We start from the raw sequence: 24216 nt of genomic DNA on the forward strand, positions 1-24216 counted from the left end.
GCGGCGCAGGGGGCCAGTCACTCAACCCGGGCTTACAGCGGCTGGGTCTGGGCTTCCACCACCGCCAGCGCCACCATGTTGACGATGCGGCGCACCGAGGCGATCGGCGTCAGGATGTGCACCGGCTTGGCGACCCCCATCAGCACCGGCCCGACGGTCACCCCTTCCGAGCAAGAGACGCGCAGCAGGTTGTAGCTGATGCGCGCCGCTTCCATGTTCGGCATGATCAGCAGGTTGGCCGAGCCTTTCAGCGGGCTGTCCGGCATCAGATCGTGACGGATGCTTTCCACCAGCGCGGCGTCGCCGTGCATTTCGCCGTCGATCTCCAGCTCTGGCGCCAGCTCGTTCACCAGCTCCAGCGTTTTGCGCATCTTGCGCGCCGCCGGGCAGTCGGAAGAGCCGAAGCTGGAGTGAGACAGCAGCGCCACCTTCGGCTCGATGCCGAAGCGGCGCACGGTTTCCGCCGCCATCAGGGTGATCTCCGCCAGCTGTTCCGGGGTCGGATCGTCGTTGACGTAGGTGTCGGCGATAAAGGTGTTGCCGCTCGGCAGCAGCAGCGCGTTCATCGCGCCGGCGACGTGCGCGCCTTCACGGAAGCCGAACACGTTCTTCACCACGTCGTAATGCTCGTGGTAGCTGCCGATGGTGCCGCAGATCATCGCGTCCGCTTCGCCGCGGTGCAGCATGATGGCGGCGATCAGCGTCGGGTTGCCGATCACCGCACGGCGCGCCTGCTCTTGCGAGACGCCGCGGCGTTTCATGATCTGGTAGTACTCGCCCCAGTATTCGTTAAAGCGCGGATCCGACTCGTTGTTTACCACTTCGAAATCCTTGCCCGGCGTCAGCTGCAGACCCAGCTTTTTCAGGCGCATCTCGATCACGCTCGGGCGGCCGACCAGGATCGGGAAGGCCAGCCCCTGCGACACCAGTTCCTGCGTGGCGTGCAGCACGCGCTCTTCCTCGCCTTCCGCCAGCACCACCCGCTTCACCTCTTTGCGCGCCTGCGAGAAGATAGGCTTCATGAACAGGTTGGTTTTGTAGACGAACTCCGCCAGTTTCTCGACGTAAGCGTCGAAGTCTTCGATCGGGCGCGTCGCCACGCCGGAGTCCATCGCCGCCTTGGCTACCGCCGGCGCGATCTTGACGATCAGGCGCGGATCGAACGGTTTCGGGATGATGTATTCCGGCCCGAAGGAGAGATCCTGATCGTCATAGGCGGAAGCCACCACGTCGCTCTGCTCCGCCAGCGCCAGATCGGCGATGGCGTGCACGCAGGCCAGCTTCATCTCTTCGTTGATGGTGGTCGCGCCCACGTCCAGCGCGCCGCGGAAGATGAACGGGAAGCACAGGACGTTGTTCACCTGGTTCGGGTAATCGGAACGGCCGGTACAGATGATGGCGTCCGGGCGCACCGCTTTGGCCAGCGGCGGCAGAATTTCCGGTTCCGGGTTGGCCAGCGCCATGATCAGCGGATCGCGCGCCATGGTTTTCACCATATCCTGCGTCAAGACGCCCGGGCCGGAGCAGCCGAGGAAGATGTCGGCGTTCGGGATGGCGTCGCCCAGCGTGCGCTGGCCGTTATCCTCGATGGCGTAGGCGGCTTTGGTCTGCTCCATATTGGCGTCGCGGCCTTTATAGATGACGCCCTTGGAGTCGCAAACGGTGATGTTCTGTTGCCGCAGCCCCAGCGCCACCAGCAGGTTCAGGCAGGCGATGGAGGCCGCGCCGGCGCCGGACACCACCAGGCGTACGTCGGAGATATTCTTCTTCACCACGCGCAGGCCGTTGAGCACCGCCGCAGTGGTGATGATCGCCGTGCCGTGCTGGTCGTCGTGGAACACCGGGATCTTCATGCGCTCGCGCAGTTTCTGTTCGATGTAGAAACACTCCGGCGCCTTGATGTCTTCCAGGTTGATGCCGCCGAAGGTCGGTTCCAGCGCGGCGATAATGTCGATCAATTTGTCAGGGTTATGCTCATCCACTTCGATATCAAACACATCGATACCGGAAAACTTCTTGAACAAAACGCCCTTGCCTTCCATCACCGGCTTACCGGCCAACGCGCCGATATTGCCCAGACCCAGTACCGCCGTGCCGTTGGAAATCACCGCCACCAGGTTGCCGCGCGCGGTGTATTTGTAGGCTGCCAACGGATCTTCGGCGATCTCGAGGCAAGGCGCGGCGACGCCCGGCGAATAGGCCAACGCCAGATCGCGTTGGGTCGCCAACGGTTTGGTGGGGGAAACCTGGATCTTCCCTGGGACAGGAAACTGATGGAAATCAAGGGCACTCTGTTTGAGCTGTTCGTCCATTATGGATTCCTTTGTTTTTTGCTTTTATGTTGAGGTAAGGCTTTGAGGCTGCGCCCTGCCGTGGGCCGTGGCGCCCAAGTACAATGACAGGGCGCAGCCTTGAAGTATAGTGAGAGAAACATCACAAACTTTGAAGCGCGCCATAACCTTGGCCGAAAGACCGTTTTAAAAGTAAAAAAAGGATCGCGAGACGAGTCGAAGAAGCGCCGCCGTCAGCGTGGCGGCAGCGTGGCGCGCCAAGCGTTGAGCGTCTCCACCTGGCCGGCGCAAATGTGTAACGAGGTTTGTAACGCCAGGGTATAGCTTACCGCATCGCCCCAGGTCTCCCCTTGCAGCTGCGGTTGCTCACAGGGCGCGAACACCGATTCAGGGGGCAACAGCGGCACGGCCTGCGGCGCCGGCGGCCGGGCGCAGGAGCTCAAGCACAGCGCTAGGCAGAGGCTGAGCGGCGCAGGGATCGTTTTTAATCGCTTCACGGTATTTCCTCTGATAAGCCTCGTGTTGTTGGCGCAGCTGCCGTTCCTGCCGCTGCTGCGCCGCCATCAGCGCGCGGTTTTGCGCATCCTGGGTCTGCAGGGTGGCGATCAGCCCGGCCTGCTGCGCCAGGCTTTTCTGTAGCTCCGCCGCCTGTTGGCGCGCGGACGCCAACTGGTGCGACAGCAGCGAGCTGTAGCCGCCGAGGCAGATGGCCGCCAGCAACAGCAGCAGCAACCCGCCCTGCATCAGTTTTTGCAGCCAGCCGCTCATGCCGGATAGTCCCGGAACGCCAGCTGGAAGTGCGGGCCATCCTTGAGGGTTTTCCACTCGCCGCCCCATTCGACGTTGACCCCGCATTCACGCGCCGCGCGCCGCACCGCCACCGCAATCTGCGCGTAGTAATCCCACTCCCAGGAGACCACACCCGCCGGCATCGCCACCACGTCCACCGCGTGGCCGGTCAGATGGCGGCTGCGCAGCGTTTGGCTGCTGCCGGCGCGCACCATTTCCCGTTGGCGCGCCATGCTGCGCAGCCCCTCGCTGACGGAAAACGGCACCAGCGAATAACGCAGCGCCAGACGAATAACGCGCACCAGATCCGGGTGCACGCCGCGCAGGTTCTCTTCGCTGCGGGCGGTAAAACGAATCTCTTCGATGTCATTTAACATTTTTAAACCCCGTCTTTTTGCCGATGAACTTTTTAATTAAGGCGTTGATGTAATCTGCCCCCATAAAGCCAATCAGTACGCTGGCCAAATTCGCCCACTTTAATTCCAGGCCCATCAGCGCCAGCGCATCGCGCACCGTCCAGGCCAATAACGCGCACATCGCCGCATTCAATAAACGGCGCCGAATGCCCACGTTGCGGTAAGCGCCGTGCAATAGCGCCATGACGCCGGCCAAAATGGCGTTTAATACCGGCTGAAGATATTCACATACTCGCTGGACTATTAAGCCAACAGCGTCAGGCTCTATGCTGGACATAGCTCATCTCCTTTTTTATTTTTAATTAAATGCCAATCACGGCCGGTGGGACATCGGATAATCAGAATCTAGTTAAGGATGCTATTACAAAGCAAATGAATAAATACAGGCCCTATGGTCGAATTCATTCATGCTGAGCGTTGGCACAACGCATAAGCGCCAATGTTGACGGCGATGAATAAAATTTCATTGTTATCGTGATTTATTTCGACTTTCGTTTTCACGAAAAATAAACATTAATGGCTGCGGGAAATATGTCCCATCTTAAAAACATCCACTCTGGAGAAATACCATGTCCACACGCAAAGCCGTTATTGGGTATTATTTTATTCCGACCAACCAAATCAATAATTACACCGAGTCCGATACGTCCGTCGTGCCGTTCCCGGTTTCCAACATCACGCCGGCCAAAGCCAAACAGCTGACGCACATCAACTTCTCGTTCCTGGATATCAACAGCAACCTGGAATGCGCCTGGGATCCGGCCACCAACGATGCCAAGGCGCGCGATGTGGTCAACCGCCTGACCGCGCTCAAGGCGCACAATCCCAGCCTGCGCATCATGTTCTCCATCGGCGGTTGGTACTACTCCAACGATCTGGGCGTGTCGCACGCCAACTACGTCAACGCGGTGAAAACCCCGGCCTCGCGCACCAAGTTTGCCCAATCCTGCGTGCGCATCATGAAGGATTACGGCTTCGACGGCGTGGACATCGACTGGGAGTACCCGCAAGCATCAGAAGTGGACGGTTTCATCGCCGCGCTGCAAGAGATCCGCACCCTGCTGAATCAGCAAACCGTCGCCGACGGCCGCCAGGCGCTGCCGTATCAGTTGACTATCGCCGGCGCCGGCGGCGCCTTCTTCCTGTCGCGCTATTACAGCAAGCTGGCGCAGATCGTCGAGCCGCTCGATTACATCAACCTGATGACCTACGATCTGGCCGGCCCCTGGGAGAAGATCACCAACCACCAGGCGGCGCTGTTCGGCGACGCGGCCGGGCCGACCTTCTACAACGCGCTGCGCGAAGCCAATCTGGGCTGGAGCTGGGAAGAGCTGACCCGCGCCTTCCCCAGCCCGTTCAGCCTGACGGTCGACGCCGCGGTGCAGCAACACCTGATGATGGAAGGCGTGCCGAGCGCCAAGATCGTGATGGGCGTCCCCTTCTACGGCCGCGCCTTCAGGGGCGTCAGCGGCAGCAACGGCGGCCAGTACAGCAGCCACAGCACGCCGGGCGAAGATCCGTATCCGGGTACCGATTACTGGCTGGTGGGCTGCGAAGAGTGCGTGCGCGACAAGGATCCGCGCATCGCCTCCTATCGCCAGCTGGAGCAGATGCTGCAGGGTAACTACGGCTATCAGCGGTTGTGGAACGACAAGACCAAAACCCCTTACCTGTATCATGCGCAGAACGGGCTGTTCGTCACCTATGACGATGCCGAAAGCTTCAAATACAAAGCGAAGTACATCAAGCAGCAGCAGCTGGGCGGCGTGATGTTCTGGCATCTGGGGCAAGACAACCGCAACGGCGATCTGCTGGCCGCGCTGGATCGCTATTTCAACGCCGCGGACTACGACGACAGCCAACTGGATATGGGCACCGGCCTGCGTTACACCGGCGTCGGCCCCGGCAACCTGCCGATCATGACCGCGCCGGCCTACGTGCCAGGCACCACTTACGCGCAGGGCGCGCTGGTGTCCTATCAGGGTTACGTCTGGCAGACCAAATGGGGTTACATCACCTCGGCGCCCGGCTCCGACAGCGCCTGGCTGAAGGTGGGCCGCGTAGCGTAAACCATAAAAAAAACCCCGTAGCCGAGCGCTGCGGGGTTTTCATTGAGTTAACCGTTTGATTTTCGCGTCCCTTCGTCTCTATTCCTTCAGTTGTGGCACCAAGGATAGCCGCCATCCCGCACCACTTCGCGGCCCATCAGGCTGTAAACATCGCTTTTGCGCGTCAGCCGCTCATGCCACCAGTTAAACCCGGCGCCCTTGCTGGCCGGATGCCACGCCAGCCAAATCATTTCGTCGCCCTTTTGCATCTCCACCGGCACCGTCACCAGTTCGCCGCTGGCCAGTTCCTTTTCGATGAGCGACGGCGGCAGAAAAGCGTGGCCAATGCCGCGTTTGAGCAACGCCAGGTTGCTTTCCACGTCGCACACCACCAGTTGGCGCTGCAAAGGCAACGTACCGTGATTGCGTTTGGGCAGTTCATGGCTGCTGTCGGCGATCGCAACCACGATGTCGTTCAAGCGCTGCTTCTTGCACACCGGCTTTTTCTGCGCCGCGAACGGATGTGAGGGCGACACGCACAGCACAAAGTTGAGCTTGCCAAGCATCAGGGTTTTGGCCTGTACGCTGTCGGGGATTTGGCCGATGGCGATGATCAGATCCGCCCGGTTGTTCTTCAGCGCATCCCAGGTGCCGTTCAGCGCTTCTCGCTGCACCGAGATATTGGCGTTCGGGCAATGCTGAATATAGTCGCGGATATCCTGTGTCAGGGTTTCCAACGGGAAGAAGGTGTCCACCGCCAGGCGGATATTATTGTCCAGCTTGGGGATGTTTCTTACCCGGCTTTCCAGATCCTGCACCGCATTTAATATCCAGCTGCCCTCCTGCAGGAGAAATTCCCCTTCATCCGTCAGGGTAATCATGGGGCCATTGCGATGAAAAAGTTTCACGCAGAGTTTGCTTTCAATATTGGAAACCCGATAAGAGATTGCCGAAGGCGTTTTATGCAGCGCCTCCGCCGCCATAGAGAAAGAGCCGGTGCTCTTAATGGTGCTGATTATTTTAATCGCGTCCAGGGATAATCTAGTCATACAAATTCCTCTTTAAAATAAAACAAGAAAAATGACACTAAATTCCCAAGGTGGTGGCGCACAAAAATCGATCAAATCGAACAAGGATACTCAAGGCAACAAGCAATATACTTCATAAATGAGAGCGCTATCTTAAATACTATTCATCACGACCTGATATAAAATTCATCATAGCGCTCTATTTTTGCATTGTGACAGTTAAATAAATTCAGCCTAACGATCAAAGATCGTCATCATAATATTTTTCGTTAATAGCCGTTAAAACATTCCGCTCTGTCGCACGACCAGAATGATAAAAATAAAACAAGCCGACAAGAAGGGTTATTTCCAATTACGTTATTAGCCTCTCATTTTGTCGGTGAAATACGCTCAACTTACAACATAATTTCAGTCAGGAGTGACTTATGAACAAAACTTCCCGTACCCTATTCTCTCTGGGCCTGCTGAGCGCAGCCATGTTCGGCGTTTCGCAACAGGCGAATGCTCACGGTTATGTCGAATCGCCGGCCAGCCGCGCTTATCAGTGCAAACTGCAGCTCAACACCCAGTGCGGCAGCGTGCAGTATGAACCGCAGAGCGTCGAAGGCCTGAAAGGCTTCCCGCAGGCCGGCCCGGCTGACGGCCACATCGCCAGCGCCGACAAGTCCACCTTCTTCGAACTGGATCAGCAAACGCCGACGCGCTGGAACAAGCTCAACCTGAAAACCGGCCCGAACTCCTTTACCTGGAAGCTGACCGCGCGTCACAGCACCACCAGCTGGCGCTATTTCATCACCAAGCCGAACTGGGACGCTTCGCAGCCGCTGACCCGCGCCTCCTTTGATCTGACGCCGTTCTGCCAGTTCAACGACGGCGGCGCCATCCCTGCCGCACAGGTTACCCACCAATGCAATATACCGGCAGATCGCAGCGGTTCGCACGTGATCCTTGCCGTGTGGGATATAGCCGACACCGCCAACGCCTTCTATCAGGCGATCGACGTCAACCTGAGCAAATAATCGGCCAAATGAGGCCATCTTTGAGGGTTCAGCCTGGCGCTGAACCCTTCTTTTTTTGGCTCTCGCGCCACCGCCCCCCTCGCCTCTCCCGCCGTAAACCGCGCCCCGCCTGGGTTTACTCGGCATTCATTGTTATTATCCATCGCAACAATCAGAAAAAGCGCATTTTCATTCCCGACCCGATGATGCAGTGTGTTCCCCCTATGATGAAAAAGGTTCTCATTTCCCTACGTTGAGCTTGGTCAAGGAGCTTATCAATGAATCAATTAGACGCACTCAAGCAGCTGACCACGGTGGTCGCCGACAGCGGCGATATCGAATCCATCCGCCAGTTCGAACCCCAGGACGCTACCACCAACCCTTCGCTGATCCTGAAAGCCGCCGCGCTGCCGCAGTACAAGGCGCTGATCACCGAAGCACTGGACTATGCCCGCCGCCAGGGCGGCAGCAAGGAAACCCAGCTGATCAACGCCAGCGATAAGCTGGCGGTCAATATCGGCGTCGAGATCCTCAAAAGCGTGCCGGGCCGCATCTCCACCGAAGTGGACGCCCGCCTGTCGTTCGATCGCGGCATGTGCGTCGCCAAAGCGCGCAAGCTGATCGCCATGTATCAAGAACAGGGCATCGACAAATCGCGCATCCTGATCAAACTGGCTTCCACCTGGGAAGGCATCAAAGCCGCCGAGGAGCTGGAAAAAGAAGGCATCAACACCAACCTGACGCTGCTGTTCTCCTTCGCCCAGGCCCGCGCCTGCGCCGAAGCCGGCGTGTATCTGATCTCGCCGTTCGTCGGCCGCATCTATGACTGGTATCAGGCCAAACAGCCTGCCGCCAACTACGACGCCGAGCAGGATCCGGGCGTGAAATCGGTGCGCACCATCTATGAATACTACAAGCGTCATCGTTACCAGACGGTGATCATGGGCGCCAGCTTCCGCAAGGTTGAGCAGATCCTGGCGCTGGCCGGCTGCGATCGCCTGACCATCGCGCCGAACCTTTTGGAACAGCTGAAAAACAGTGACCGGCCGGTCGAGCGCAAGCTGACCCCGTCCACCGAGGGCTTCCACCAACCGGCCCCGCTGGCCGAAGCGGAGTTCCGCTGGCTGCACAACCAGGACGCCATGGCGGTGGAAAAACTCGCCGAAGGCATTCGCCTGTTCGCCGTCGACCAGCAGAAGCTGGAAGACATGTTGGCCGCTCAACTGTAACCGCACTGGAGTTTCGTTATGTCTTCTCGTAAAGAGCTTGCCAACGCCATCCGCGCACTCAGCATGGACGCCGTACAAAAAGCCAATTCCGGCCACCCGGGTGCCCCTATGGGCATGGCGGACATCGCCGAAGTCCTGTGGCGTGACTACCTCAACCACAACCCGACTAACCCGCACTGGGCTGACCGCGACCGTTTCGTGCTCTCCAACGGCCACGGCTCCATGTTGATTTACAGCCTCCTGCACCTCACCGGCTACGACCTGCCGATGCGCGAGCTGGAAAACTTCCGTCAGCTGCACTCCAAAACCCCAGGGCACCCGGAGTACGGCTACACCCCGGGCGTTGAGACCACCACCGGCCCGCTGGGCCAGGGCATCGCCAACGCCGTCGGCTTCGCCATCGCCGAACGCACCCTGGCCGCGCAGTTCAACCGCCCGGGCCACGACATCGTTGACCACCACACCTACGCCTTCATGGGCGACGGCTGCATGATGGAAGGCATCTCGCACGAAGTCTGCTCTCTGGCCGGTACCCTCAAGCTCGGCAAGCTGACCGCTTTCTACGATGACAACGGCATCTCCATCGACGGCCACGTCGACGGCTGGTTCACCGACGACACCGCCCTGCGCTTCGAAGCCTACGGCTGGCACGTGGTGCGCAACGTCGACGGCCACAACCCGGACGCCATCAAGGCCGCGATTGAAGAAGCCCGCAAGGTGACCGACAAGCCGTCGCTGCTGATGTGCAAGACCGTTATCGGCTTCGGTTCGCCGAACAAGGCCGGCACCCATGACGTGCACGGCGCCGCGCTGGGCGCCGCCGAAGTGGCCGCCACCCGCGAAGCGCTGGGCTGGAAATACGCCGCCTTTGAAATCCCGCAGGACATCTACGCCCAGTGGGACGCCAAGGAAGCCGGTCAGGCCAAAGAAGCGGCCTGGAACGACAAATTCGCCGCCTACGCCAGGGCCTTCCCGGAGCTGGCCGCCGAGTTCAAGCGCCGCATGAACGGCGAGCTGCCGGCCGACTGGAAAGCCGACGCCAAGGCGTTCGTGGAAAAACTGCAGGCCAACCCGGCCAACATCGCCAGCCGCAAGGCGTCGCAGAACGCGCTGGAAGCGTTCGGCAAGGTGCTGCCGGAGTTCCTGGGCGGCTCCGCCGACCTGGCGCCGAGCAACCTGACCATGTGGTCAGGCTCGAAAGCGCTGAACGTTGACCCGGCGGGCAACTACATTCATTACGGCGTGCGCGAGTTCGGCATGACCGCCATCACCAACGGCATCGCGCTGCACGGCGGCTTCCTGCCGTACTCGGCGACTTTCCTGATGTTCGTGGAATACGCCCGCAACGCGGTGCGCATGGCGGCGCTGATGAAGCTGCGCAACGTGTTCGTCTACACCCACGACTCCATCGGTCTGGGCGAAGACGGCCCGACCCACCAGCCGGTGGAGCAGCTGGCAAGCCTGCGCGTGACCCCGAACATGAGTACCTGGCGCCCGTGCGACCAGGTGGAATCGGCGGTGGCGTGGCAGTACGGCATCGAGCGCAACGACGGCCCGACCACGCTGGTGTTCTCGCGCCAGAACCTGACCCAGCAGCCACGCACCGCAGAGCAGCTGGCGAACGTGTACCGCGGCGGCTACGTGCTGAAAGACTGCGCGGGCACGCCGGACGTTATCCTGATTGCCACCGGCTCCGAAGTGGGCATCACGGTGGAAGCGGCGGACAAGCTGACTGCGGCGGGCCGCAAGGTGCGCGTGGTGTCGATGCCGTCGACGGACGCGTTCGACAAGCAGGATGCGGCGTACCGCGAGTCGGTGCTGCCGGCGGCGGTGACGGCGCGCGTGGCGGTGGAAGCGGGTATCGCGGACTACTGGTACAAGTACGTGGGGCTGAACGGCGCCATCGTGGGCATGACCACCTTCGGTGAGTCGGCGCCGGCGGAGCAGCTGTTCGCCGAGTTCGGCTTCACCGTGGACAACGTGGTGGCCAAGGCGCAGGCGCTGCTGAAGTAAGCGGCCTGGCGCCAGCCAATAAGAAAGCCGGTCATCGTGACCGGCTTTTTTTATGCCATCACCCGATGGATCTGCAAATACTGCAGCAGCATGATGGTCTTGCCGTCTTTAATGCGGCCGTCGGCGATCATCGCCACCGCTTCGCTGAACGGCAGTTCGATCACTTCAATATCTTCATCTTCAATGCCGCCGCCGGCCGCACGCCGCTCATCGTCATGGTATTCGGCGATAAAGAAGTGCACGATCTCGGTCACGCCGCCCGGCGACATGTAGGCTTCGAAGATTTTCTTGACCTCGCCCACCTGAAAACCGGTCTCTTCCACCGCTTCGCGGCGCGCGCACTGCTCCGGAGAATCGGCGTCCAGCAGGCCGGCGCAGGCCTCGAGCAGCATGCCGCTCTCGTTGCCGTTGACATAGGTCGGCATGCGGAACTGGTTGGTCAGCACCACCGTGCCCTTGGCGCGGTTGTACAGCAAAATGGTGGCGCCGTTGCCGCGATCGTAGACCTCGCGCATCTGTTGCACCGAACCGCCGTTTTTGCGTTTCAGATCGAACGTATACTTATGCAGCACATACCAGTTGTCCGACAGCAGCTCTTTCTTCACATTCTCAATTTTCGACGACATGACCCTTTTTCCTTGAGTTGCAACCTGAAGATCATACCGCGATTACGCCGCGCCGCGGCAGACGATTTGCAACAAAACATCATCGGCCCCGGCGGCGGCCCGACCTGAAATCATCTTAAAGTAAGCACATCTAAGTAGCGGAAACCCTGAAAAAAAACCATAAGGGATAGCGCCACATCATCCTAATAACACGCGCCTATTTTATTTTTCAACGCCTCTTTAGGGAAAACCAACGTGAAACTGACTCATCGCTGCTTGTTACCATTAAGCCTTTTATTGATGGCCAGCGCCGGCGCTCAGGCGGCGGACTGCGCCAACGTGCCGGAATGGGCGGCTAAAACCTACGCCATCAAAGGCACGCAGGTCATAAAGGACAATACGCTGTTCGCCAATAAATGGTGGGCAGAAAAACACCATATCCCCGGCGTAGCCGGTTGGGTCGGCGAACCCTGGCAAAACCTCGGCCAGTGTGCCGCCCAGGAGACTCCCTGGTGGCAAGCCTATGCCGAGCAGGAGGGATTCAACGATGCGCTGCGTTACATCGGCACCAGCCTGGATGCGCTGAATCAGGATGCCGAACAGGCGCTGGCGGACTCGCAAGATGCCCGCACGCCGCTGTATTGGCTCAAACGCACCATGCAGATGTACCCGTCAGACACGCCAAATGTCTACCGGCTGCCGATCGTTCACGCCGCCAGTTGGTACAACTCCTTGTATGGCAGCATGGCGCGCGGAATTTTCTTCTACACCCGCACGCTTGGGAATCAGGGCGACAGCGTCACGATAAAGGCCGGAACTATTCCGGCAGGCAGCTCATGTTTTGCGGCGACCAGCGCCCGTTTCGATAACGTTGACAACATCTACTCGAACAAACGAAAGCTTGATGCCAACAAGGAGACCACTTATACCTTCGCGCAAACCGGCGTCCTGGCCTTAGGCTGCAGCCATCCGCAAAAACAGCAAAACGGCGAATTTGTCCGGTTAGAGGTGAGCGGCGGTGGCGACAGCAACCTGCACATTCTCGGTCAGAATACGCAAGGCGACTGGGAGCAACAGAAGGCCGGCGCCGGCATCCTGGGCGGCGCCGTGTTGTATGACGGTAAATCCAATCACTTCGTACCGAAGAAAATCACCGACAAAACGCAGGAGATCATCAATAAATCGCTGGGGGAAAGCCTCAGCATCGCCGCGCTGTATGAAGCGGTGAACGGCATGGACGGCACCCACGAGATGTTCACGGCATCACAGGGTTCCCTGTTCCTCAACTACAGCAAATGCTGCAGCGCCGAATACCGCGAGGGCGCGGTCAACGTCGGTTTCTTCGCCGACAAGACCACCCGCGCCAACGCCGCCCACTGGGGACTCTGGCACGAACTGGGGCATGAGAACGAACCGCAGTGGGAATACAACGTATTCCCCGAAGTGCAGGTCAACCGTTATTCGGTACTGGCTTGCCGCCTGTTGTCGGAACGCAACGATTTCGACTATGGCCCAACCTGCAAACTGGGCGCCGACAAGGAGTGGGATCGGGATGCGGTGCGTAAGTTCCTCGCATCAGAAGTGCGCTATGACGAATTCCCGAAAAAGCAGCATGATGTCGCGCTGGGGTTTTTTACCCATCTGTTGCACGCTTATGATGAATCCTTCTTCCCGCGGATTAATCAGGAACGGCTGAAGCAGACTTTCGCTGCGCCGGGTAACACCATGCAGGATAAGTATAAATACGTTTTCGGCACGCCGCAGAAGGTCATCGACTTCAGCGTGGTCGTCTACAGCCGGGAGGCGGGGCAGGATCTGCGCGAGTACTTCACCCGCTGGGGGCTGCGCTTCAGCGACCACGCAGCGAAGCAGGTGGCCGCGATGAATCTGCCGACGCCCTGAAGCGCGGCAATAAAGCGCCCCCAGAAACAGGGGGCCTTCTGCCTGATTTCATCCGCGCTAAAGGCAAATCTTCAGAGAAAACCGGCCCGCCGCTGAACATCGGCGGGCATTTCGCTATTCATTTGATTACACAACGACAATTGTTCCCGTTTTGTTGACAACTTGATACAAATCGCGGTGCAATTTAGTTGCAAAAGTTATAGTTTTGCTTTCGAATGAAACTGGCGAAGCGCCTCACCTGAGAGAAAAGGATTCCGTGATTGCTTGTTAAACGTTCCGTGACCGGCAGCCTGGCCAGAGCGCTGTTCGGCATCGTGATACTGTCGGTGCTCGCCACCGGGTTGGCGTTGACGACCGTCGCCGGCAGCCAGAGCGATGCCGAGGCGATCAACATCGCCGGTTCGCTGCGCATGCAAAGCTACCGCTTGGCCTTCGATCTCGAGCGGCAGAGCCCGGAGTTGGAGCTGCACCTGCAGCAGTATCGGCAATCTTTGCAGGCGCCCGCGTTGCAAAAGCTGGCGCGCTTTTACGTCCCGGCCGAGGTGCGCAACCACTATCTGGCGCTGCAACGAACATGGCAAACGATGGAGCGGCAGATCCGCGACGGGCAGGCGGCCGCCTACCGGGCTGAGGTCGCCGGCTACGTCAACCGCGTCGATCATTTCGTTTCCGCTCTGCAGCGTTATTCCGAGTTGAAACTCACCCTGGTGGCCGCCGTCAGCGTACTGGGCTACGCCGCCATCATCGGTCTGGTGCTGTTCTGCATCCGCTTTATGCGCCGCCAGGTGGTCACGCCGCTGCAGCATCTGGTCGACGCCAGCCAGCGCGTGCAACAGCGCGACTTTCGCCATCCGCAGCTGGACGTGGCGCTGCCGAACGAGCTCGGCGTGCTGTCGCAAACTTTCAGCGCCATGTCTGACGAGCTGGCCCGCCTCTATCAGTCGCTGGAGCTGAAAGTGCAGGAAAAGACCCAGCGCCTGCAGCAGGCCAACGACACGCTGGAGGTGCTCTATCGCTGCTCGCAGGCGCTGAGCGTGCGTCAGATCGATCAGCAGGCGTTCGAAAATGCGCTGCGCATCGTGCGCCAAAGCGAACGACTGCGCTGCATCCGGTTGAACGTGGCGGACGATCATGGCCAGTGGCAACTGAACGAAGGAGAGCCGGCGCCGGCGCAAACCTGGAGCGCGCTGCCGATCACCCAAGGCGATAAACTGCTGGGCGAGTTGCGATGGCAGCCCGAAGCGCAGCCGCCGCATCCTCACCTGATGCAGAGCCTGGCCAACATGCTGGGGCGCGGCGTCTACTTCAACCGGGCGCAAAAGCAGCACCAATATCTGCTGTTGATGGAAGAACGTGGAACCATCGCACGCGAGCTGCACGATTCGCTGGCGCAGACGCTGTCGTTCCTGCGCATCCAGCTGACGCTGCTCCGGCGCGCCGCCGACGATCCGGCGGCGCAGGCGATTATCGACGATTTCGAGCGCACGCTGGCCGATGCCTATCGCCAGCTGAGAGAATTGCTGGCCACCTTCCGCCTCAACATTCAGGAGGCGGATCTGAATGCCGCGCTGGAGCAACTGTTGCAGCCATTAAAGGCGCTAACCCCCGCGCGGATTCAGTTACACTGTCGGCTGCCCTCGCAGGCGCTCAACGCCCAGCAGCAGGTGCACGCACTGCAGATCGTGCGCGAGGCGGTGCTCAATGCCATCAAGCACGCCGGAGCGAACGAGATCGCGGTATGTTGCGAGGTCAACGCCGCTGGCGACAACGTATTCAGCATTACCGACGACGGTTGCGGCATCGCCAGTCTGGAAGAACCGGAAGGGCATTACGGCTTGACCATCATGAGCGAACGCGCGGCGCGACTGGGAGGAACGCTGCGCATCCGGCGCAGAAGCGGCGGCGGCACGGCGGTCTGCCTGACATTCTCGCCCTGACCTTGCGGCTGTTCACTCTGCGTTACGGTTGCCGCCGGCCTGAAGGCCGCCCGGGGAGGTTTGCGGTGCAGAATGCCGCTATTTTTGAAGAGACAGTCCCACTGTGAAGCACGCCTCCGGGCGCGTTTGAGTGGCTTTACTTGCTACAGGGAGCATATTTCATGGTGATGAAGCAATACCGAGTCATGATCGTTGACGATCATCCGTTGATGCGGCGCGGCATCAAACAACTGCTGGGACTGGATGCGCGATTTGGCGTGGTGGCAGAGGCCGGCAACGGCAGCGAGGCGGTTGCGCTGGCGCTGCAGCACGCTCCGGACGTGATCTTGTTGGATCTGAACATGAAGGGCATGTCGGGGCTGGATACGCTGCGGGCCCTGCGCGACGAAGGCGTGGACGCGCGCATCATCGTGCTGACGGTCTCCGACGCGCGCAGCGATCTGTATGCGCTTATCGACGCCGGCGCCGACGGCTATCTGCTGAAAGACAGCGAACCCGAACAACTGCTGGAGCACATCAGCGCCGCCGCCGAGGGCCAGAACGTGATCAGCGACGCCATGGCCGACTATTTGCTGGCGCGCAGCGAGCAGCGCGACCCCTTCGCCGCCTTGACCGAACGCGAACTGGACGTCCTGCAAGAGGTGGCGCGCGGCCTGTCCAACAAGCAGGTGGCGGCGCAGTTGCATATCTCTGAAGAAACCGTGAAGGTGCACATCCGCAACATACTGCGCAAGCTGGACGTGCGTTCTCGCGTGGCGGCGACGGTGATGTACCTGGAGTACAAAAGCCACTGATCGCCCCGCCCCGGCCGATCCGCCGGGGCCGCTTACTCGATGGCGCTGAGCAGCGCCTGATGATGCTGGTGCACCCAGCTCTTGTTGAACGGCCCCCAGCTTTCCAACTGATAGAAACCGTCGTTGTTGCGCACGCCCTGCTGCACGAACTGCAGCTCGACGCCCATGCCGGGCAGCGCCTTCAGCACATCCTGCAACGTACGGCGCGGCCAGCCGGTCAGCGCCATCAACCGCGGCACATTGGGCCGCTCACTGTGGCTGATCAGCCAGCATAAATAAAGCCGACGGGCAAATACCGGGTTAATTCCCATGCCAAGCTCCTGCTGTAAGGTGAGGCCAGTTTTTACTTTTCGATTCCCTGCGGCGAAAAAATGCGCAAGGCCTTTGATAGTAATAAAAATGTCTTAATAGCGTACAATTACCGACGCCGATACGCCCGCGCCGTTTTCCGCTACCGTTATTTACACTATCTCCTTTTTTTCTCCACGCTTTCCTCGGCTATCCCGAGTAAAGTGCAATAGCGCCGGAATCCTTCCCTGCCGCTGAAATGCATATTTCCGATGCGTTTTAAAGATAGAACAAGTCATAACGAGGTTCGCGCTGCATGGCCAATTTTTTTATTGATCGCCCGATTTTCGCCTGGGTGCTGGCAATTATTCTTTGCCTGACCGGAGCGTTGGCGATTTTTTCTTTACCGGTAGAACAATACCCGAATTTGGCGCCGCCGAACGTGCGCATCAGCGCAACTTACCCAGGTGCTTCGGCGCAAACGCTGGAAAACACCGTTACCCAAATCATTGAACAGAATATGACCGGCCTCGACAACATGATGTACATGTCGTCGCAGAGCACCAATACCGGCCAGGCGACCGTGACCTTGACGTTCGAAGCCGGCACCGATCCCAACGAGGCGATGCAGCAGGTGCAAAACCAGCTGCAGGCCGCGATCAAACGCCTGCCGCAGGCGGTGCAAAATCAGGGGGTGACGGTCTCGAAATCCGGCGACACCACGCTGATGATGGTGGCGTTCGTCTCCACCGATGGCAGCATGGACAGGCAGGACATCGCCGATTACATCGTCTCCAACCTGCAGGATCCGCTCAGCCGCATCAACGGGGTCGGCAGCATGGACGTGTACGGCTCGCAATACGCCATGCGCATCTGGCTCGATCCCAACAAGCTCAACAGCTATCAGTTGACCACCCAGGATGTGGTCAGCGCCATTCAGTCGCAGAACGCCCAGGTCGCGGTCGGCCAGTTGGGCGGCACACCATCGGTCGATAAGCAGGCGCTGAACGCCACCATTAACGCCCAGTCGCAGCTTCAGACGCCGGAACAGTTCCGCCAAATCACCCTGCGGGTCAATCAGGACGGTTCGCTGGTGACGCTGGGCAACGTCGCCACCGTCGAACTGGGCGGCGAAAACTACAACTACCTCAGCCGCTACAACGGCATGCAGGCCGCGGGCATGAACATCAAGCTGGCCTCCGGCGCCAACGAACTGCAGACCGACCAACTGGTGAAGGACAAGATCGCCGAGCTGTCGCAATACTTCCCGCACGGGCTGGAGGCCAAAGTGGCCTATGAAACCACCCCCTTCGTCAAAGCCTCGATCAAGGACGTGGTGAAAACGCTGCTGGAAGCCATCCTGCTGGTGTTCCTGGTGATGTATCTGTTCCTGCAGAACTTCCGCGCCACGCTGATCCCCACCATCGCCGTGCCGGTGGTGCTGCTGGGCACCTTCGCCATCCTTTCCGCCTGCGGCTTCAGCATCAATACCCTTACCATGTTCGCCATGGTGCTGGCGATCGGCCTGCTGGTGGACGACGCCATCGTGGTAGTGGAAAACGTCGAACGCGTGATGAGCGAAGAAGGCCTGCCGCCGCGTGAAGCCACGCGCAAATCCATGGGGCAAATTCAGAGCGCGCTGGTCGGCATCGCCCTGGTGCTGTCGGCGGTGTTCGTGCCGATGGCGTTCTTCGGCGGCACCACCGGCGCCATCTATCGCCAGTTCTCCATCACCATCGTTTCCGCCATGGTGTTGTCGGTGCTGGTGGCGATGATCCTGACCCCGGCCCTGTGCGCCACGCTGCTCAAACCGATCGCCAAGGGGCACCATCACGGCAAGCGCGGCTTCTTCGGCTGGTTCAACCGCATGTTCAACCGCAACGCCGAACGCTATGAGCGCGGCGTGGGGCGCATTCTGCACGCCAGCGGCCGCTACATGGTGATTTATCTGCTGTTGCTCGGCGGCATGGCGCTGCTGTTCATCAAGCTGCCGACCTCGTTCCTGCCGCAGGAAGACCGCGGCATCTTCACCGTACAGGTACAGCTGCCGGCGGGCTCGACCCTGCAGCAAACCTCTAAAGTGGTGGAAAAGGTCGAGCAGTATTTCCTCACCGAAGAGAAACAGGACGTGTTGTCGGTGTTCGCCATCATCGGCTCCGGGCCGGGGGGCAACGGCCAAAACGTGGCGCGTCTGTTCGTTCGGCTGAAAGACTGGGATCTGCGCACCTCGGGCGCCAACAGCTCGTTCGACATCATCGATCGCGCCACGCTGGCATTCAACAAGATTAACGAAGCGCGGGTGATCGCCAGCAGCCCGCCGGCGATCACCGGCCTCGGCAACTCCTCCGGCTTCGACATGGAACTGGAAGATCACGCCGGGTTGGGGCACGCCAAACTAATGGCGGCTCGCGACCAACTGTTACAGCTGGCGGCGCAAAATCCGCTGCTGTCGCGCGTGCGCCACAACGGCCTGGACGACAGCCCGCAGCTGCAGATCGATATCGATCAGCGCAAGGCGCAGGCGCTGGGCGTATCTATCGACGACATCAACAATACCCTCTCTACCGCCTGGGGTTCGACCTACGTCAACGACTTCGTCGATCGCGGCCGGGTGAAGAGAGTTTACGTGCAGGCCGCCGCGCCGTTCCGCATGCTGCCGGAAGACATCAACAAATGGTATGTGCGCAACAGCGCGGGCGGCATGGTGCCGTTCTCGGCCTTCGCCAGTTCACACTGGGAATACGGCTCGCCGCGGCTGGAACGCTATAACGGCAACTCGGCGCTGGAAATCGTCGGCGAGGCGGCCAACGGCGTCAGCACCGGCACCGCCATGGCGGAAATGGAAAAACTGGTCAGCCAGTTACCGACCGGCTTCGGGCTGGAATGGACGGCGCTCTCCTACCAGGAACGCTTGTCCGGCTCGCAGGCGCCGGCGCTGTACGCCATCTCGCTGCTGGTGGTGTTCCTGTGCCTGGCGGCGCTGTATGAAAGCTGGTCGATACCGTTCTCGGTGATGCTGGTGGTGCCGCTGGGGGTGATCGGCGCGGTCGCCGCCACCTGGCTGCGCGGCCTGGAGAACGACGTTTATTTCCAGGTCGGCCTGTTGACCATCATTGGGCTGTCGGCGAAAAACGCCATTCTGATCGTCGAATTCGCCAACGAGCTGAACCACAAAGGGCAGGATCTGATGTCCGCGACGCTCGACGCATCACGCATGCGTCTGCGGCCGATCCTGATGACTTCGCTGGCGTTCATCTTCGGCGTGCTGCCGATGGCCACCAGCAGCGGCGCCGGTTCCGGCAGCCAGCATGCGGTCGGCACCGGGGTGATGGGCGGCATGATCTCCGCCACCCTGCTAGCGATTTTCTTCGTGCCGCTGTTCTTCGTGCTGGTGCGCCGCCGCTTCCCGGGCAAAGCGCATCCGGCAGGCAATACGACGGCCGCCGGGGAGTGATAGCCTGGGCATAAAAAAAGCAGCGTCGGGTTACCGATGCTGCTTTATTTCGAACGATAATCTCGTTCCCAAGGTGTTTCAGTGACTTTCCAATGACTCAACCTTGCCATCTGCTTCAACGCTGTGTCAGTTGCCCAACATCTCATCAATGAAGTCTTTCCAGTTTCCTAATTCACGATCAACCATAATACTTTACAACCTCAATTATTTGACGAAGCGGATTCTACGCCTGTTTTTTGACCATGTGAAGGGAAACGGGAACGATGCCGGGCCCGGAAACCGGGCTTAGCGCACATTTTCGTATTTATCTGATCAATACTCAGTGCTGCTATTCCCTTGTGATATCAATTTCTCCGCGGTAGCGTGTAAAAGGTATAAAAATACGACAATGGAGCGCCGACATCCGCGGGTATCAGCGCGCCATTCGGCACTATGCCGCCGACCTCAGTCTTATTGGTTAGAGGAAAACGATGGAAATTATCACCGACCCGAACCGCCGCGCCATCGACTGGCAGCGGCTGTGTGAATTGCTGGAGGCCGCCGGGCTGGGCAAGCGCGATCCGCACACCCTGCGGCGCGTTTACCAACACAGTCAGTTTTGCTATTGGGGGTTTATCGGCAACGAGCTGATCGCCACCGCGCACGCCATCAGCGACCTGACCTCGGTCGCTTATCTGGCCGACGTGGCGATCGATCCGCGCTTTCAGGGGCAAGGGCTGGGGCGCCGGTTGATGGATCGGGTGATGCAAGATTTGGCGCCGCTCGGCAAGATTTTCATCTATTCCGTGCCGGAAAAACTGGCCTTCTATAAAAAGTACGGCTTTCATGATTTGACCACCGGCATGGTGTATGCGGACGGCGCCTCACTGCAACGGTTGCAAAACGGCGGTTATATCCGCTGATCATCTTGATCAAAATACTTTTCTCAGAAGAATACAGCTGACGATATGCTTGAGACAGATAAAACGCTTAGCCAAAACGCCCCAGAAAAAAATACACACTCTCTTTTAACTTTTTATTTTCACTATTATTCACCTCTACAACCATGAATGAGAAAACGTTTGAACTTCCTGTCAGAGATATTTCTTAGTCATTAGACCTCTTACAAAGATATCACGAACCAAAAGATCGGTAAAAACGATCGAATATTAATTTACGATAGGAATAATCTATGATATTTCCTTTTAATTCTCCTTGATTGATAGCTGACATCTATTTAAAAACCTCTACCCCTCTTGCGGCACTTTTTATTAATCCTATTTATCTCTTTACTATCAATCAAATAAAAAACAAACTGACTAAACCAGCGGTATAGGTAAATGTTGAGATTCATCATCGGAAATAATTCAACATTTAATTATTTCGATTATTTCTATTTTTATACTTTAAGATAACCGTCGCCACCGGGAATAAAAAATAAAGGATTATAATAATATGAAGATCGATATTTTCAGCGAATGTACCTATACCATTATCGGTATCAGACAACTGATAAATCAAACATGGTCAGAAAAAAACACGCCAGCCGACTTTAACCGCAGAAGGGTCTGCTTTATCGATGTCACCCTCGCCAATTTTGAAGCGCGTTACCGCGATGAATATGCCAACCCCAAAACCTACAAAATAGTCATTATTACCGACTGCCCGCATGAGATGGTGATTGTCGACAATAAGACCATTATATTATCAAACCTTATATCTTTAAGCCGTTTCAGCCACCTGATCGGCGATTTATATACGCGCTACAGTCACTATACCGAGCCGCCGCAGCTCTCCCGGCGCGAGTCCCTTTTCCTGTCGGAGTGGTCGACGGGAAAATCGCTGACCGATATCAGCAACGCTATGAATATAAGAAACAAAACCGCCAATCATTACAAATCGAGAATCATGAAAAAGCTTGGCGCCAGCAGAATAAAACCGCTGTTGCATATTACCCGCGTACGGTGTTTAACCGATCGTTTAAATATAAAAATTAATAAAGAATAGTTCCTCTGAGCCCAGATCCGCATTGGCGGCTGAACGCGTTCGCCGACGTCTTTTACAAGCACCGTCGGCGAAGTCTGCCGTTCAACCACATTGCCAACCTCTCTCCCTGGTGCTCAATCGCATCTCGCGCGCATCGTTGTCTGGATCTCGCCGCCGCTTTACTGGCATTATCTCTGCTATCGCCGGGCGGCGAGAAGGCCTAAGACCGCGCCCGCCGCCCAGTATCGACTCGACGAGACAGGTAGCTTTACGCCATGGCAAACAAACCGCAACAGACAACGCTGACGATGTACGGCATCAAAAACTGCGACACCATCAAGAAAGCCCGCCGCTGGCTGGAAGATCAGGGCGTGGCCTATCATTTTCACGACTACCGCGCCGACGGCCTGACCGAACAGCAGCTGCGCGGTTTCGTCGCGCAACTGGGTTGGGAGCCGCTGCTCAATACCCGCGGCACCACCTGGCGCAAGCTGGATGAAGCGCAGCGCAACGCCTGCGATAACGCCGACGCCGCCATCGCGCTGATGCTGGCGCAGCCGGCAATCATTAAACGCCCGCTGCTGGACGACGGCAACGGCCGCGCCCTGCTCGGTTTTAACGCCGACGCTTACCAGCAATTTATCGCCGAGGTCGCCGTATGACTTGCCCGGTTATCGAACTGGCCCAGCAGCTGATCAAGCGCCCTTCCCTCAGCCCGAATGACGAAGGCTGCCAGCAGCTGATGATCGATCGTCTGCAGGCAATCGGCTTCACCGTCGAAGCGATGGACTTCGAAGACACCCAGAATTTCTGGGCCTGGCGCGGCGAAGGGCAAACCCTGGCGTTTGCCGGGCACACCGACGTGGTGCCAACCGGCGATGAAAAGCGTTGGGACAACCCGCCGTTTGAACCGGCGATCCGCGACGGCATGCTGTATGGCCGCGGCGCGGCGGACATGAAAGGTTCATTGGCCGCAATGGTGGTGGCCGCCGAGCGATTTGTCGCCGCCAACCCGGATCACCGGGGCCGCCTGGCATTCCTGATCACCTCGGATGAAGAGGCCAGCGCCACCCACGGCACGGTTAAGGTGGTCGAAGCGCTGATGGCGCGCAACGAGCGGCTGGATTACTGCCTGGTCGGCGAGCCGTCCAGCACCGAGCGCGTCGGCGACGTGGTGAAAAACGGCCGACGCGGCTCCATCACCGCCAACCTGCATATCCACGGCGTACAGGGGCACGTCGCCTATCCGCACCTGGCGGACAACCCGGTGCACCGCGCCATGCCGGCGCTGAATGAACTGGTGGCGATCGAATGGGATCGCGGCAACGAGTTCTTCCCGCCGACCAGCATGCAGATCGCCAACGTGCAGGCCGGCACCGGCAGCAACAACGTGATCCCGGGCGATCTTTATGTGCAGTTCAACTTCCGTTTCAGCACCGAGCTGACCGATGCGATGATCAAGCAGCGCGTGGAAGAGCTGCTTGAACGCCACCAGCTGAACTACAGCATCGAGTGGCGGCTGTCCGGCCAACCGTTCCTCACCTCGCGCGGCGCGCTGGTGGATGCGGTGGTCAACGCCGTCGAGCACTATTCTGAACTGACGCCGCAGTTGCTGACCACCGGCGGCACCTCCGACGGCCGCTTCATCGCGCAGATGGGCGCGCAGGTGGTGGAGCTGGGGCCGGTCAACGCCACCATCCACAAGGTCAACGAATGCGTCAACGCCGCAGATCTGCAGCTGCTGAGCCGCATGTATCAACGCATCATGGAGCAATTGGTCGCATGATCAACGCAGAGATGCTCACCGGCCGCTCAACCGAACACCTGGCGCCGCTGAGCGGGAACCATCGGCTGCAGCCGCAGGCGGTCAACGCCTTCTTGGCGATGCAGCAGGCCGCGCGTGAGGCGGGATTCGATCTCCAACCCGCCAGCACCTTCCGCGATTTCGACCGGCAGTTGGCGATCTGGAATGGCAAATTCTGCGGCCAGCGGCCAGTATTAGATAAGGACAGCCGCCCGATCGACGTCGCGCCGCTGCCCGCCGCTGAGCGCTGTGAGGCGATCCTGCGCTGGTCGGCTCTGCCGGGCGCCAGCCGCCATCACTGGGGCAGCGATCTGGATGTGTACGATCCGTCGCTGCTGCCGGAAGGGAAAAAGCTGCAGCTGGAGCCGTGGGAATATGAAGAAGGCGGTTACTTTGCGCCGCTCAACCAGTGGCTGACGGCACATATGGCCGAGTTCGGTTTCTACCGCCCCTTTACCGAAGACAGCGGTGGCGTGGCGGTAGAGCCGTGGCATCTGAGCTACCGGCCGCTGGCGCAAGAGGCCGAACGCTTGCTGACCCCGGCGCTGTTGCTGGCGGCCTGGCAAGACAAGGAGGTCGCCGGTGCCGAATGGCTCGAACGCCATCTGCCCTCGATTTTTTCGCGTTTTATACGCAGTGAAGTAAAGGAGTAGCT

Annotated in this window: 22 protein-coding genes; 13 read left to right on the plus strand and 9 right to left on the minus strand. The window is 58.9% G+C overall.

The window, feature by feature from the left end; translation table 11 throughout:
* Positions 1-32: 32 nt before the first annotated feature.
* The 5 genes from maeB to SSARUM_RS17315 all read right to left on the minus strand — a co-directional run bounded on the left by maeB (position 33) and on the right by SSARUM_RS17315 (position 3773).
* On the minus strand, positions 33-2312 hold the full coding sequence (gene maeB / locus SSARUM_RS17295) for an NADP-dependent oxaloacetate-decarboxylating malate dehydrogenase (protein WP_033635475.1): 2280 nt from the start codon (positions 2310-2312) through the stop codon (positions 33-35).
* A 212-nt stretch (positions 2313-2524) separates the two neighbouring features.
* Positions 2525-2698, minus strand: coding sequence for an Rz1-like lysis system protein LysC (gene lysC / locus SSARUM_RS17300; protein WP_033635476.1), 174 nt, complete (start codon positions 2696-2698; stop codon positions 2525-2527).
* Positions 2679-3059: a DUF2570 family protein gene (locus SSARUM_RS17305; RefSeq protein ID WP_060430423.1), complete on the minus strand. Its 381-nt coding sequence runs from the start codon at positions 3057-3059 to the stop codon at positions 2679-2681. The genes lysC and SSARUM_RS17305 overlap by 20 nt, the downstream gene beginning before the upstream one ends.
* Positions 3056-3436 carry an L-Ala D-Glu endopeptidase ChiX gene (chiX, locus tag SSARUM_RS17310; RefSeq protein WP_171893667.1) on the minus strand — a complete coding sequence of 127 codons (381 nt, stop codon included), beginning with the start codon at positions 3434-3436 and terminating at the stop codon, positions 3056-3058. The genes SSARUM_RS17305 and chiX overlap by 4 nt, the downstream gene beginning before the upstream one ends.
* Positions 3437-3446: 10 nt before the next feature.
* Entirely contained in the window at positions 3447-3773 is a 327-nt protein-coding gene (locus tag SSARUM_RS17315) for a phage holin, lambda family (RefSeq protein WP_004936551.1), read from the minus strand.
* 292 nt (positions 3774-4065) lie between these two features.
* Here SSARUM_RS17315 and chiB point away from each other — a divergent pair, with 292 nt between their 5' ends.
* Positions 4066-5565: a chitinase ChiB gene (gene chiB / locus SSARUM_RS17320; RefSeq protein ID WP_060430426.1), complete on the plus strand. Its 1500-nt coding sequence runs from the start codon at positions 4066-4068 to the stop codon at positions 5563-5565.
* A gap of 86 nt (positions 5566-5651) precedes the next feature.
* On the opposite strand, the gene SSARUM_RS17325 is transcribed toward chiB, so the two are convergent.
* A complete protein-coding gene (locus SSARUM_RS17325) occupies positions 5652-6593 on the minus strand; it encodes a LysR family transcriptional regulator (protein ID WP_033635481.1) in 942 nt (313 codons plus the stop codon).
* A gap of 404 nt (positions 6594-6997) precedes the next feature.
* Here SSARUM_RS17325 and cbp21 point away from each other — a divergent pair, with 404 nt between their 5' ends.
* The 3 genes from cbp21 to tkt all read left to right on the plus strand — a co-directional run bounded on the left by cbp21 (position 6998) and on the right by tkt (position 10812).
* The gene (gene cbp21, locus SSARUM_RS17330) at positions 6998-7591 is read left to right on the plus strand and encodes a chitin-binding protein/chitosanase CBP21 (protein ID WP_033635482.1); all 594 of its coding nucleotides are present in this window, start codon (positions 6998-7000) and stop codon (positions 7589-7591) included.
* Positions 7592-7848: 257 nt separating this feature from the next.
* The gene (tal, locus tag SSARUM_RS17335; RefSeq protein ID WP_049195466.1) at positions 7849-8799 is read left to right on the plus strand and encodes a transaldolase; all 951 of its coding nucleotides are present in this window, start codon (positions 7849-7851) and stop codon (positions 8797-8799) included.
* A gap of 18 nt (positions 8800-8817) precedes the next feature.
* Entirely contained in the window at positions 8818-10812 is a 1995-nt protein-coding gene (tkt, locus tag SSARUM_RS17340) for a transketolase (RefSeq protein ID WP_033632127.1), read from the plus strand.
* A 50-nt stretch (positions 10813-10862) separates the two neighbouring features.
* On the opposite strand, the gene nudK is transcribed toward tkt, so the two are convergent.
* Positions 10863-11438: a GDP-mannose pyrophosphatase NudK gene (gene nudK / locus SSARUM_RS17345; RefSeq protein WP_033635486.1), complete on the minus strand. Its 576-nt coding sequence runs from the start codon at positions 11436-11438 to the stop codon at positions 10863-10865.
* A gap of 234 nt (positions 11439-11672) precedes the next feature.
* Here nudK and SSARUM_RS17350 point away from each other — a divergent pair, with 234 nt between their 5' ends.
* The 3 genes from SSARUM_RS17350 (at position 11673) to SSARUM_RS17360 (ending at position 16050) form a co-directional block, all read left to right on the plus strand.
* Complete coding sequence (locus tag SSARUM_RS17350; protein ID WP_125460803.1) at positions 11673-13319, plus strand: M60 family metallopeptidase; 1647 nt, start codon at positions 11673-11675, stop codon at positions 13317-13319.
* Between the two features lie 260 nt (positions 13320-13579).
* On the plus strand, positions 13580-15256 hold the full coding sequence (gene narQ, locus SSARUM_RS17355; protein ID WP_039568403.1) for a nitrate/nitrite two-component system sensor histidine kinase NarQ: 1677 nt from the start codon (positions 13580-13582) through the stop codon (positions 15254-15256).
* 161 nt (positions 15257-15417) lie between these two features.
* Entirely contained in the window at positions 15418-16050 is a 633-nt protein-coding gene (locus SSARUM_RS17360; RefSeq protein WP_033635488.1) for a response regulator, read from the plus strand.
* 32 nt (positions 16051-16082) lie between these two features.
* On the opposite strand, the gene SSARUM_RS17365 is transcribed toward SSARUM_RS17360, so the two are convergent.
* Complete coding sequence (locus tag SSARUM_RS17365; RefSeq protein WP_004941750.1) at positions 16083-16361, minus strand: winged helix-turn-helix domain-containing protein; 279 nt, start codon at positions 16359-16361, stop codon at positions 16083-16085.
* A gap of 293 nt (positions 16362-16654) precedes the next feature.
* Here SSARUM_RS17365 and acrD point away from each other — a divergent pair, with 293 nt between their 5' ends.
* On the plus strand, positions 16655-19792 hold the full coding sequence (gene acrD, locus SSARUM_RS17370; protein ID WP_033635489.1) for a multidrug efflux RND transporter permease AcrD: 3138 nt from the start codon (positions 16655-16657) through the stop codon (positions 19790-19792).
* Between the two features lie 126 nt (positions 19793-19918).
* On the opposite strand, the gene ypfM is transcribed toward acrD, so the two are convergent.
* Complete coding sequence (ypfM, locus tag SSARUM_RS24600) at positions 19919-19978, minus strand: protein YpfM (protein ID WP_100396732.1); 60 nt, start codon at positions 19976-19978, stop codon at positions 19919-19921.
* A 284-nt stretch (positions 19979-20262) separates the two neighbouring features.
* Between ypfM and SSARUM_RS17375 the strand changes: the two genes are divergently transcribed.
* From SSARUM_RS17375 to SSARUM_RS17395, 5 genes are all read left to right on the plus strand, one after another.
* The gene (locus SSARUM_RS17375; protein ID WP_043147804.1) at positions 20263-20694 is read left to right on the plus strand and encodes a GNAT family N-acetyltransferase; all 432 of its coding nucleotides are present in this window, start codon (positions 20263-20265) and stop codon (positions 20692-20694) included.
* 532 nt (positions 20695-21226) lie between these two features.
* On the plus strand, positions 21227-21778 hold the full coding sequence (locus SSARUM_RS17380) for a LuxR C-terminal-related transcriptional regulator (protein ID WP_033648805.1): 552 nt from the start codon (positions 21227-21229) through the stop codon (positions 21776-21778).
* Positions 21779-22032: 254 nt separating this feature from the next.
* Complete coding sequence (locus tag SSARUM_RS17385) at positions 22033-22419, plus strand: ArsC family reductase (RefSeq protein ID WP_033648806.1); 387 nt, start codon at positions 22033-22035, stop codon at positions 22417-22419.
* Complete coding sequence (gene dapE, locus SSARUM_RS17390; protein WP_033648807.1) at positions 22416-23543, plus strand: succinyl-diaminopimelate desuccinylase; 1128 nt, start codon at positions 22416-22418, stop codon at positions 23541-23543. The genes SSARUM_RS17385 and dapE overlap by 4 nt, the downstream gene beginning before the upstream one ends.
* A complete protein-coding gene (locus SSARUM_RS17395) occupies positions 23540-24214 on the plus strand; it encodes a M15 family metallopeptidase (protein WP_033648808.1) in 675 nt (224 codons plus the stop codon). Before dapE ends, SSARUM_RS17395 begins: the two co-directional genes overlap by 4 nt.
* Positions 24215-24216 lie beyond the last annotated feature (2 nt).

This window comes from Serratia sarumanii (assembly GCF_029962605.1).
Lineage (GTDB): Bacteria > Pseudomonadota > Gammaproteobacteria > Enterobacterales > Enterobacteriaceae > Serratia > Serratia sarumanii.

Bases quoted from the DNA above. Each gene is read 5' to 3' on its own strand.
- maeB (WP_033635475.1), bottom strand. From the start codon at position 2,312: ATGGACGAACAGCTCAAACAGAGTGCCCTTGATTTCCATCAGTTTCCT.
- SSARUM_RS17305 (WP_060430423.1), bottom strand. From the start codon at position 3,059: ATGAGCGGCTGGCTGCAAAAACTGATGCAGGGCGGGTTGCTGCTGCTG.
- SSARUM_RS17315 (WP_004936551.1), bottom strand. From the start codon at position 3,773: ATGTCCAGCATAGAGCCTGACGCTGTTGGCTTAATAGTCCAGCGAGTA.
- chiB (WP_060430426.1), top strand. From the start codon at position 4,066: ATGTCCACACGCAAAGCCGTTATTGGGTATTATTTTATTCCGACCAAC.
- SSARUM_RS17325 (WP_033635481.1), bottom strand. From the start codon at position 6,593: ATGACTAGATTATCCCTGGACGCGATTAAAATAATCAGCACCATTAAG.
- cbp21 (WP_033635482.1), top strand. From the start codon at position 6,998: ATGAACAAAACTTCCCGTACCCTATTCTCTCTGGGCCTGCTGAGCGCA.
- tal (WP_049195466.1), top strand. From the start codon at position 7,849: ATGAATCAATTAGACGCACTCAAGCAGCTGACCACGGTGGTCGCCGAC.
- tkt (WP_033632127.1), top strand. From the start codon at position 8,818: ATGTCTTCTCGTAAAGAGCTTGCCAACGCCATCCGCGCACTCAGCATG.
- nudK (WP_033635486.1), bottom strand. From the start codon at position 11,438: ATGTCGTCGAAAATTGAGAATGTGAAGAAAGAGCTGCTGTCGGACAAC.
- SSARUM_RS17360 (WP_033635488.1), top strand. From the start codon at position 15,418: ATGGTGATGAAGCAATACCGAGTCATGATCGTTGACGATCATCCGTTG.
- SSARUM_RS17365 (WP_004941750.1), bottom strand. From the start codon at position 16,361: ATGGGAATTAACCCGGTATTTGCCCGTCGGCTTTATTTATGCTGGCTG.
- acrD (WP_033635489.1), top strand. From the start codon at position 16,655: ATGGCCAATTTTTTTATTGATCGCCCGATTTTCGCCTGGGTGCTGGCA.
- SSARUM_RS17375 (WP_043147804.1), top strand. From the start codon at position 20,263: ATGGAAATTATCACCGACCCGAACCGCCGCGCCATCGACTGGCAGCGG.
- SSARUM_RS17380 (WP_033648805.1), top strand. From the start codon at position 21,227: ATGAAGATCGATATTTTCAGCGAATGTACCTATACCATTATCGGTATC.
- SSARUM_RS17385 (WP_033648806.1), top strand. From the start codon at position 22,033: ATGGCAAACAAACCGCAACAGACAACGCTGACGATGTACGGCATCAAA.
- dapE (WP_033648807.1), top strand. From the start codon at position 22,416: ATGACTTGCCCGGTTATCGAACTGGCCCAGCAGCTGATCAAGCGCCCT.
- SSARUM_RS17395 (WP_033648808.1), top strand. From the start codon at position 23,540: ATGATCAACGCAGAGATGCTCACCGGCCGCTCAACCGAACACCTGGCG.